This window comes from Crocosphaera sp. (assembly GCF_030064895.1).
Classification (GTDB): Bacteria; Cyanobacteriota; Cyanobacteriia; order Cyanobacteriales; family Microcystaceae; genus Crocosphaera.
The window spans coordinates 1-9561 of sequence record NZ_JASJEB010000145.1; the positions used below are offsets into that span (position 1 = coordinate 1).

The 9561-nt window shown below is 34.8% G+C and carries 10 protein-coding genes; 4 read left to right on the forward strand and 6 right to left on the reverse strand.

Annotation, left to right across the window (positions count from 1 at the left end):
- Positions 1 to 15 precede the first annotated feature (15 nt).
- The gene (locus tag QNJ66_RS26305) at positions 16 to 165 is read left to right on the forward strand and encodes a transposase (protein WP_366146321.1); all 150 of its coding nucleotides are present in this window, start codon (positions 16 to 18) and stop codon (positions 163 to 165) included.
- A 32-nt stretch (positions 166 to 197) separates the two neighbouring features.
- Positions 198 to 1072 (forward strand): IS630 family transposase gene (locus tag QNJ66_RS24590; RefSeq protein WP_300511289.1). Its coding sequence is split into 2 segments (ribosomal slippage): positions 198 to 527 and positions 530 to 1072, totalling 873 coding nucleotides; the frame shifts between segments, so codons are not numbered across the junction.
- Positions 1073 to 1087: 15 nt separating this feature from the next.
- Here QNJ66_RS24590 and QNJ66_RS24595 read toward each other — a convergent pair.
- From QNJ66_RS24595 to QNJ66_RS24615, 5 genes are all read right to left on the reverse strand, one after another.
- The gene (locus QNJ66_RS24595; RefSeq protein ID WP_300511290.1) at positions 1088 to 3124 is read right to left on the reverse strand and encodes an SAV_2336 N-terminal domain-related protein; all 2037 of its coding nucleotides are present in this window, start codon (positions 3122 to 3124) and stop codon (positions 1088 to 1090) included.
- Between the two features lie 5 nt (positions 3125 to 3129).
- Positions 3130 to 4098, reverse strand: coding sequence for a MoxR family ATPase (locus QNJ66_RS24600; RefSeq protein ID WP_300511291.1), 969 nt, complete (start codon positions 4096 to 4098; stop codon positions 3130 to 3132).
- A gap of 53 nt (positions 4099 to 4151) precedes the next feature.
- Positions 4152 to 5090, reverse strand: a complete 939-nt coding sequence (locus tag QNJ66_RS24605; protein WP_300511292.1) for a hypothetical protein — start codon at positions 5088 to 5090, stop codon at positions 4152 to 4154.
- A 20-nt stretch (positions 5091 to 5110) separates the two neighbouring features.
- A complete protein-coding gene (locus QNJ66_RS24610) occupies positions 5111 to 5638 on the reverse strand; it encodes a DUF4062 domain-containing protein (RefSeq protein ID WP_300511293.1) in 528 nt (175 codons plus the stop codon).
- 208 nt (positions 5639 to 5846) lie between these two features.
- Complete coding sequence (locus tag QNJ66_RS24615; RefSeq protein ID WP_300511294.1) at positions 5847 to 6302, reverse strand: hypothetical protein; 456 nt, start codon at positions 6300 to 6302, stop codon at positions 5847 to 5849.
- Between the two features lie 462 nt (positions 6303 to 6764).
- On the opposite strand from QNJ66_RS24615, the gene cobS reads away from it, so the two are divergent.
- Entirely contained in the window at positions 6765 to 7514 is a 750-nt protein-coding gene (gene cobS / locus QNJ66_RS24620) for an adenosylcobinamide-GDP ribazoletransferase (protein WP_300511295.1), read from the forward strand.
- Here the strand turns inward: cobS and QNJ66_RS24625 are convergent.
- Positions 7497 to 7952 (reverse strand): PPC domain-containing protein, encoded by a 456-nt coding sequence (locus QNJ66_RS24625; RefSeq protein ID WP_300511296.1) that lies wholly within the window; start codon positions 7950 to 7952, stop codon positions 7497 to 7499. The genes cobS and QNJ66_RS24625 overlap by 18 nt on opposite strands.
- A 149-nt stretch (positions 7953 to 8101) precedes the next feature.
- Here QNJ66_RS24625 and QNJ66_RS24630 point away from each other — a divergent pair, with 149 nt between their 5' ends.
- Positions 8102 to 9304 (forward strand): AAA family ATPase, encoded by a 1203-nt coding sequence (locus QNJ66_RS24630; RefSeq protein ID WP_300511297.1) that lies wholly within the window; start codon positions 8102 to 8104, stop codon positions 9302 to 9304.
- Positions 9305 to 9561 lie beyond the last annotated feature (257 nt).

The window sequence follows — 9561 nt, forward strand, 5'->3', positions numbered from 1 at the left end:
TTTTATGACAGTTTTATGAAGAGACGTTCTTATCCGTCAGATATAACAGATTCCCAATGGGAAATAATTGAACCATTACTACCAAAGCCCAAAAAACGAGGGAGGCAAAGAGAAACTAATATAAAAGAAGTAGTTATAGCAATCGCCAGGGCGATTAGGACATAGAATAGAGAAAGACCCTTAAACTTTTCTCCTCTATGGCTAAACCTTACAGTTATGATCTCCGCCAGAAAGTCATTGATGCAATCGCGCTTGATGGACTAAAAAAGAGTGAAGCCAGTGAACTATTCAACATCAGTCGTAATACCATAGATTTATGGCTGAATCGGCTTAAAGAAACGGGAGACTTCGCGGCTAAACCCAATCAACCACCTGGGAATAATCATAAAATTCGAGATTGGTCAAAATTTGAAGAGTTTGCTCGCACTAATGGAGATAAAACCCAAAAAGAAATGGCTGAACTCTGGCCAGAAGAAATTAGCGATCGCACTATATCAAGAGCCTTAAAAAAAATTGGGTTCACCCGTAAAAAAAAACCTATGGTTATCGAGAAAGAAATGAGGTTAAAAGGCAAAAATTTAGAGAAGAGATAGAAATGTATAAACCATCAGAAAGAGTCTATATAGATGAAGCTGGAATGGACAATAGAGAAGATTATGGCTATGGTTATAATGAAAAAGGAAAACGCTTTCATGCACTCAAAAGCGGGAGAAGAGAAGGGCGAGTCAATATGATTGCGGCTTGGAGTAATGGACAATTATTCGCTCCGTTTACTATTGAAGGAGCTTGTAATAGAATAGTATTCGAGACTTGGCTTGAGAATTGTTTAATCCCATCACTAAAACCTGGACAAATAGTAATAGCAGATAATGCCACATTTCATAAAGGTGGACGAATTAAAGAATTAATTGAGGCGGCAGGTTGTCAGTTAAAATATTTGCCATCTTATTCCCCCGATCTTAATAAAATTGAGCGATGCTGGTCATGGTTAAAGAGTCGAATTCGTAAAAAAATTAGTCAATTCAAGTGTCTTCGGGATGCCATAGAAGATGTGCTTCGCACAGTGTCCTAACCGCCTTGGCGGTTGCTATAATAAACGAACTTTGACATACTGAGAATATAAATATCGCTGTAGGGTCGATAATTTATTATGTTTTTTGGATTGGAATAAATTAGTATTTAAGGTTTCAAATTTACGATAAATATTAGTTAAACGACTACTAATTGCTGAAGGAGAAATAAAAAGCTGTTTAGCTACTTCACGAATAGAATAAGATTGGTTTGGAGTTGGAAAAAGATTGATTAAGGTTTCTGTTTCAATATCTGTTAAATGATATCGTCGGGCGATACTTTCTAGAAAATCTATCCAATTAAAAACGGGGTCATCTCCTTCAACAGTAGAAACAAGATTTAACCGCGCACGACTTTTATCTAATTTTTTAATATAAGGGGCATATTCTGCACCATATTGTCTTAGGGTTGAGACAGAAATGGTAGCAAATGCTTGAATTAATTCTAGGTCATCATCTCCTGTTAATTGTAAGGGAAGATTTAATAAAGTTGCTTCAAATTCACGAATAGTTTGATAACCAAAATGACTAGCAATTTTTTCCGTCAAACTACCAATAACACCCAGACAAAAATCTTTTTTATGTACACCATTTTCTATCTCTAAATGCTCTAATAAGCTTTCTCTAATTCCTGGTTTAAATTCAAATTGAATATCATGAGGAGATTGATAATAGGCTGTCGTTAACGAGGGGTTTTGATTAATAGGTTTTGTCCGGCTTAATAATCCTCCCATAACTACTTCTGCTACATGAACTTGAGTAGATTCTGGTAATAGGGTTCTTTGGACTAAACGAATGGTTGAAAAACTAACAGGAATAGCAGACAACCACTGAATTAATTTCCAGGCGATTTGAGAAGAAGTAGCATAAAAATTATTAATTTGTTGAAGAGGTGTCATTGTTTCATTTTCATCATCTTCCTCTTCTTCTTCGTAGATAAAGTTAGACCCTAACCAAACCCCTGAACACCAACTAATTCCCTTTCCCATGATTACATTAACCCAAGATTCAATGGATGTAGATTCTAGGTTAATAATAGGCAGTTTAACTAAGTTAATTAAAACTTGTTCTGATAATCCTTTGACTTGCCAAGAAGCAAGAGGAATAGCTTGCCAATTTTGGCTAGGAAGTCCCTTTTTTTGATTGCCCAATCGCAGTTTTATCCCATAGTCAATATTAGTTCGTTCCCACATTGTTTCGGGAAAAGGATTCAATAAAGTTAAGAGTCCTTTGCTTGACCATTGTTGCATAATTTTGATGAATTCTTGACTATTCCAAGCGTTTGAAATACAATCACTTATTATCAAAACTAAACGCCGACCACTGGGGTCATTTAATTGTTGAGGAGAAAGGAATTGACACAGAGATTCAAAAGACGTAATGTGCAATGTTTCTGTAGATTGATTCCAGTTCATTCCATAGGTTTTTATATCTCGAAAAGCCCCTAAATGTTCCAGAAATTCTTTTACTTCCTTTAGTAAAGGTTGCCAAAGTATCATAGATTCACTCTTTTCTATAATCAAAGCAATATCTAACCAGCGTTCTTTTTTGGGAGTAAGAACGGGAAAGTAAAGAGGAGTTTTTGGGGTACTAAGTTCGGCACTTTTTTTAACTGTTTCTTTGACGTTTAATTCCTGAACTGTTCGAGAATTAACTTTCTTTTTTAAAGGTTTAAATAAGCGTCCTAATTCTAAAGTATTGGTAACAATTCCTGTGTCTGGTAATTTAATTGGTAATTTGTCTAGAGGTGATGATGTATTTTCAGTCTTAGGAATAGAGGAAGATTCACTTGATGATTGAGTTATGGGAAAATTGCGTTCTGGTTCTAATTTTTCTAGATTAACAAGCTTATTATCAGCATATTTTTTATTGTCTGGTTTGTTATTATCTTCTGTTACATATTCAAGTTCGGAGGTTTTTTCTGGGTCTTTGCTTTCTTCAATTTCTGGAATTAAGACACTGACTTTTTCCATAAACCATAAAGCTTCTGCGATTTGTATCGCATCTAAATCTAATTTTTCTTGATCAATAAAAGATACAATTTCTGTTAACATAACACTTACTTATCTCCTGTTGTGTTGAGATAAGCCATTAAACGCTCTTTAATAGCTTGTTTTTCTTCATCGTCCAAGTTGGGGTTATTAAGAAACATAAAAACAACATTGAGTAATTGATCTGTTGCTAATGTTCCTTGTTGTTTGTCTCTTTTGTCTCTAAATTCTTTAATAGTTTTTTCGATATCTTTGGTCAAATCATCTCCTAAATGAGCTTTTACAATATTAGTCAATTCTTCTAATGTAGGTCGTTTAATCTCTAATTGAATACAACGACGTTTAAAAGGTAAAGGAAACTCTCTTTCTCCATTACTGGTCATAATAATAATAGGAAAATGCTGACAAATAATCTTTCCATCTACTACTTTATAGGTACTGTCATCATCGCTTTGAACGGTTACGGTATGATATTTTAGATACTTTTTTAATCTTCGTAATTCTTCGATAATAAAATAGCCTTCTTCAAAAATATTTAAGAGATCGTTGGGTAAATCAATATCACTTTTATCAATTTCATCAATTAGTAAAACTCTGGGTTGTTTCTGTGAACACATAGCTGTTCCCAATGGACCGAGACGAATATAATCACCGATATCAAATTTACCTTCTGGTGCTGGTTCTTGATTTAGTTGAACATCTTGTAAACGAGCGATCGCATCATAATAGTATAATCCTTCTTGTAGTGTGCTACGGGTATTAATGGGCCAATGTAAGATATCTCCTAATTCTAATTCTGAGGCAATGGCCCTAGCTAAACTAGATTTTCCTGTTCCTGGTTCTCCTGTTACTAATAGAGGACGACGCAAATAAATAGCCATATTCACAGCGTTAATTACTTTATCGTTCGCTTGAAAGGTTTCATGGGGTGGTTTTTGGGGTTTTTGTTGGTTAAAATTCCGCCAAGGAGGGGGTTCTGGCCATTTTTTAATAGAATGGGGTTCTTTCGTTCCTTTAAAAATTTGCCAATCACTCATGATGTTCTTTCCTTTGTACTTGATATGTTTAAAACAAAATTGATGAGTAGGAATTATTCCAAGTTTAATAGTTCTTTTTCAGGATAATTATAAGGGTTTTCCCATAAAAAACAAAGATGATAACCTAAATGATTAGAATTCTCCTGATTTAATTTTCTGGCTTCGCTTCTCATTTCTTTGATAGATTGAGGTAAGGTTTTAAAATTTAAAGGATTGTTCTCATCAGTATTAATTAAGTTATCTAATTCTGTGGAATGATTGATAGTAGAATCTTCACATCTAGACCACAATATTAAAGGAATTCCCATTTCTATAAAAGACTCATAACTCAGATTTTCTAGACTTTCTAATTTTACAGGAAGATTAATACCAAGAATCGGATTTTCTTCATTATCAATAATTTGTAAATCTTGCTCATTTTTATCATTACATTCACAAGCTAAAATATACTGAGTTGAATTAATTGATTGAGAATTACAATAAAGTTCATCCCATTTGTTCTTCCATAATTTACGGCAATGTTTATACATGGGATGGAGACGCTGTGATGAACGAATATGAACAGAGAAAAAGGGACCACAGCCTATTGTTTTATTATGTCTATACTCCCAACAATCAAAAGATGATGATGACCAATCATCAAAAATAATCCATTCTATCGCTATCTCAAAATCTTGCTCCGGTTTTATTTCCTCTAATTTTTGATTACATTCTTCAATCAAGCTATATAATTTTTCTTCAATCTCTACCTGAGTATAATTTCGATCAATTTTAAAAGTTTCTAACAATTCCTCGTGCTTAAAATTTTTATTAGATTCAGGAAAAGCTAACCAAGTTTTAATTTGAAATTTATCAGGATCGTGCAAATTAACTTTTGATGTTTCTAACTTTAAGTCAATTAATAAATAGACAAAACTTTCATCAAAATTCAACCTATTATTATTAAGAGAATCAGAAATAATAGGTTTATTGACTAACTTTGTATTGATCATAGATAAAACTCCACCATCCTCTATCTTTTTTTTTTCTCTTTCTGATTAGTTAAATCTGGAATCAATTTAATTAGCTGTTCACCAAACTGATATTTAAGGTCTTCAATACTCTTGTATGCAGTATAAAAATGACCTAAATTACTTAGTTTATCTTTAAAAATATGTAAACTTTGCAAATGTTCTAAATTCACTTGACTTACATTAATTTGTGCTTCTTTAAAATAAGTAAAAATTAGCGGTTTATTATTCTCTTGAAAAGTTTCATAAGCTGTCATCACTTCTTCTTCAGTATATTGACCAACCTTCGTTTTAAACAGACTAACAACTATATCACATTCCCTAATAGCATTATTATATTCATCTTGTAAACGAGTTGCTGACATAGCATCAAGAAAATCTTCCCAAATTACTAGCTCTAAGAAGATTTCCTGTTTAATATATTCTTTATTCTTACGATTAATAAAAATCTCAAATTGTTCTCTATCTTCTTTCAATTCTGAGGAAGAAGCTAAAAAGATTTTAATAGTTTTAATAATTTGATTACTCATTTGATTAATAACAAAAATTTCCCTACTTAGTTCCTACTTTTTTTTGGTTCCAGTAATGCAACCCTGCTTTCTAACTCTTTGATAACCTAAGTTTAGAGATTTATCACAACAAAATGATCAGATTTAAGGATATTTTTAGAAAATAATGGGGCTTCTACCCTTATCATTGTAGAAGCCCTTGTCAAAAAAGAAATTTTCAGGAGAAATATCAAAAAGGACAATCATCCTCATCATCTAACTGCATATCCCATTTGGCCGCCAAAACTTGAGTAACCATCGCTTCTAAAGTAGCAGGGTCCATATTAGAATTACTCTCAGGAATAGGTGAAGAGTAAGTAACAGGAATCAAACGTAAGCAACGACGATCTTGTATTAAATCGAAATAAGCTTCTTGTTTTTGCGATCGCTGGAGTTGTAAATAATCGAAACTTTGAACATTAATATACAAAGAACGATTAACCACAATAGTTGCTTGAGCAGGATCGTTAAACACTTCAACTATCCATCCCTCCCCTTCGCTTTCTAGTTGTCCATCGAGGGTATGAATATAACGAACCCTTCCGAGATCGTTGAGAATACGTTTCATGTCCTCAGCATTAATAATAATCCCAAAATCAATAATACAGGGGGCAGGGAATGGGTGTGAGGGGTTATGGTGACTCATAAGAAATTGCCTGAAAGCATAACAATTGGTAATCAGTCTAAAGACTGTAGGAGTGGAAAGATAAAGCAAGATTTGCCTTTGTCTTTCTTGGGAGGAGAGAAACAATGTTGCTGACGACGTTTAATCAAGGGGATAGAACATTTTGGTGTGTTGTCCTTAGCCATGATTTGATTAGAGCGAATTAGCCATTTAGTGCAAGTTGAGGCGAAGCTTAGTCTACGCTGTCCACTTTACCCAAAGGCTAAGTGCCATCTAATATCATGTTACCGCAATATTCTCTGCCCATTCCTTAAACCCCGAAGACATGGCAGTTAATTTGAGTATCTTAAATTTTCTACATATATCTAGTTAAATGTTCAATGTTTGATAGAATTTATTATGAAATTGACTATCTTTCTTTTGATTTTTCCCATACTCCCCACACTCATTCAAGCGCAATATTAATACACCCAATTGAAAAATGTGATCCAATCCCTATTAGGGGCTATCATTTTCTATACAATTATTCCTTTACCTGAGCATTGGCCGAAAAGTTTTCAAGGGATCGCCCGTTGGTCTCCTATCATTGGTCTCAGTATAGGCGCATTATTAGCAATAATCGATATACTCCTCAATTGGATAGGATTTCCCATAACCGTACGCAGTGCTTTAATTATCGCTTTAGGGATTTATCTGACCGGCGGTTTACATTTAGATGGAGTCATGGATAGTGCCGATGGTTTAGCTGTTACAGACAAGGAAAAACGTCTAGAAGTGATGCAGGATAGCGTATCAGGAGCCTTTGGAGTGATGGCCGGGGTGGTGGTCATTGTCCTCAAAATCGTCGCTTTGAGTGCCATTTTTCACCATCGTGGTTGGTTTTTAATGGTGGCTTATGGTTGGGGAAGATGGGCCCAGGTGAATGCGATCGCCTTTTATCCCTATCTCAAACCCACCGGAAAAGGGGCTTTTCATAAACAATATTTACAGGTTCCCCAAGACTTATGTTTGGGGTTGATCGGTTTATGGGGAACAACAGGGGTATTCATCGCTCTCTACCCTGAGTTATGGCAGTTAGGGTTAATGGGAACAGGGATAGGGATGGCGATCGCTTTAGGGGTGGCAGCGTGGTTTAATCGTCGGTTTGGGGGTCATACAGGAGACACTTACGGGGCCGTGGTGGAATGGACAGAAACCTTAATTTTGTGTCTATTATCAATTCACGGGGCGTAAACGAGTGACATTGAGGCGAAAATTACCCCCTCCGGTTTCCCCAAACGCACGTACACGGATGATATAGCGACCGGTTTCGGTGATGCGAGAAAATAACAAAGAGTTGGTACTACCATCGGGACCATCATCATTTTCAGCAATGGTCGCACCATCAGCACCTAACAATAAGACCACACTATCAAACTCATCGGAATTCAGGTCGATGGCGACTTGATCCCCTTTTTGCAGTTGTATTGTATAGTCTTTGGCAAACCCACCTTCCCCTGTAGGAATATCTCTCTCCGAGAGACGATCGGAGATGGGTCCATCGGATTTAATAGGAATGGGAGTATATATCCGTTGTTGTCCTCGCACTGGTATTGGGGTCAGTCCCAACATTAGAGAAAATAAAGCGATCATTAAGGAACGAGACCAGTTTTTAGCAGACAAATAGCTCATATTATCAATAATACTTACACACACTTCCGTATAGTTTATCGAATGTCTAGGGATTGGGGTCACACTTAATCTAAAATTAGCCAAAAATTTAGAAATTTTTTATTATTAACAATGGTGATAATCTAATTGAAAGATTTGGAGTTAGATAAATGTCAGATTTTCCCAATTATAGCGATCGCATGAAAGAAGACTTAGAAAAAATTAGACAACAAGAACAACAAAAACAGTCTAAAAGACAACAGGAAATGGAACGCGATCGCCGTATAGTTCAACGAGAAGAGGATTATAAATTACTGCTGAAAAAACAACGAGAATTGGAACGAGAAAAGGCTAAGTTACGGGCAGAAATTAGACGTAAAAAAGCTCTAAAAGAACAACAAGAAATAATTAAAAAAGAAGAATTTAATAGAGAAGAAAAACGAAGAAAGCAACTTGAATATGATCGAGAAAAACTGAGAAAACAAGAATCATCACAAACAAAATATCATCCTCCTTCTTATACTCCTAGTTATTCTCCATCTCCTAAGTCTAATATTGAAGAACAATTAAAAGAATTAGATAAACTAATTGGACTTAATCATTTAAAGGATGAAGTTCGTCAATATATTAACTTTCTCAAGGTACAAAAATTAAGAGAGAAACAAGGTTTACAAGCAGTTCCTATTACTTTACATTCTGTTTTTTGTGGTTCTCCAGGGACAGGAAAAACAACTGTTGCGAGATTAATGGGACAAATTTATCAACATTTAGGAATTCTCAAAAAAGGACATTTAATTGAAACAGATAGATCGGGAATGGTGGCCGGATATGTGGGACAAACAGCACAAAGAGTGGATGAATTAGTTAATTCTGCTTTAGATGGGGTATTATTTATTGATGAAGCTTATGCTTTAAAACCTGTAAATGCTGGTAATGATTTTGGTCAAGAAGCTATTAATATGTTATTAAAAAGAATGGAAGATTACAGAGATAGATTAGTAGTTATTGTGGCAGGTTATGGGAATGAAATGAACCGTTTTATTAATTCAAATCCTGGTTTAAAATCTCGGTTTAGTCGTTACTTTTATTTTGATGATTATACGCCCCAAGAATTAGTAGAAATTTTTAATACTTTTTGTGAGCAACATAGTTACACTTTAACAGAACCAGCAAAGGATATATTATTAACACGATTTAAGGAATTATATGACCATCGTGATAAAAGTTTTGGTAACGGTAGATTAGTCAGAAATATGTTTGAAAAAGCTATTGAAAAACAAGCTAATCGTTTAGTTAATATTACTGATATCAATCCTGATATTATGCAGCAAATATTACCAGAAGATGTTGAGAAATTAATAATTAATAGTTAATATAGCAGTTCTCATACTTGTGAGGTATAGAGGTAGTCTCTTTGAGGCAGGGGGCAGGAGGCAGGAGGATTTTCAAGTTGTAAGCTATGCAATTTAAAAGGGGGTATGGTAAGCGGATTTGGTATAACTCCGGGAGCATCCCAAAGTTGCAAATTGTCCTTGATTGATAATAGTTGATCTGATTAATTTCCCCCCGTCTCCCCATCTCCCCCTCTCCCCGTCAAACTCCAAGAATAAGTTTTTGGCAAAAATGGGAT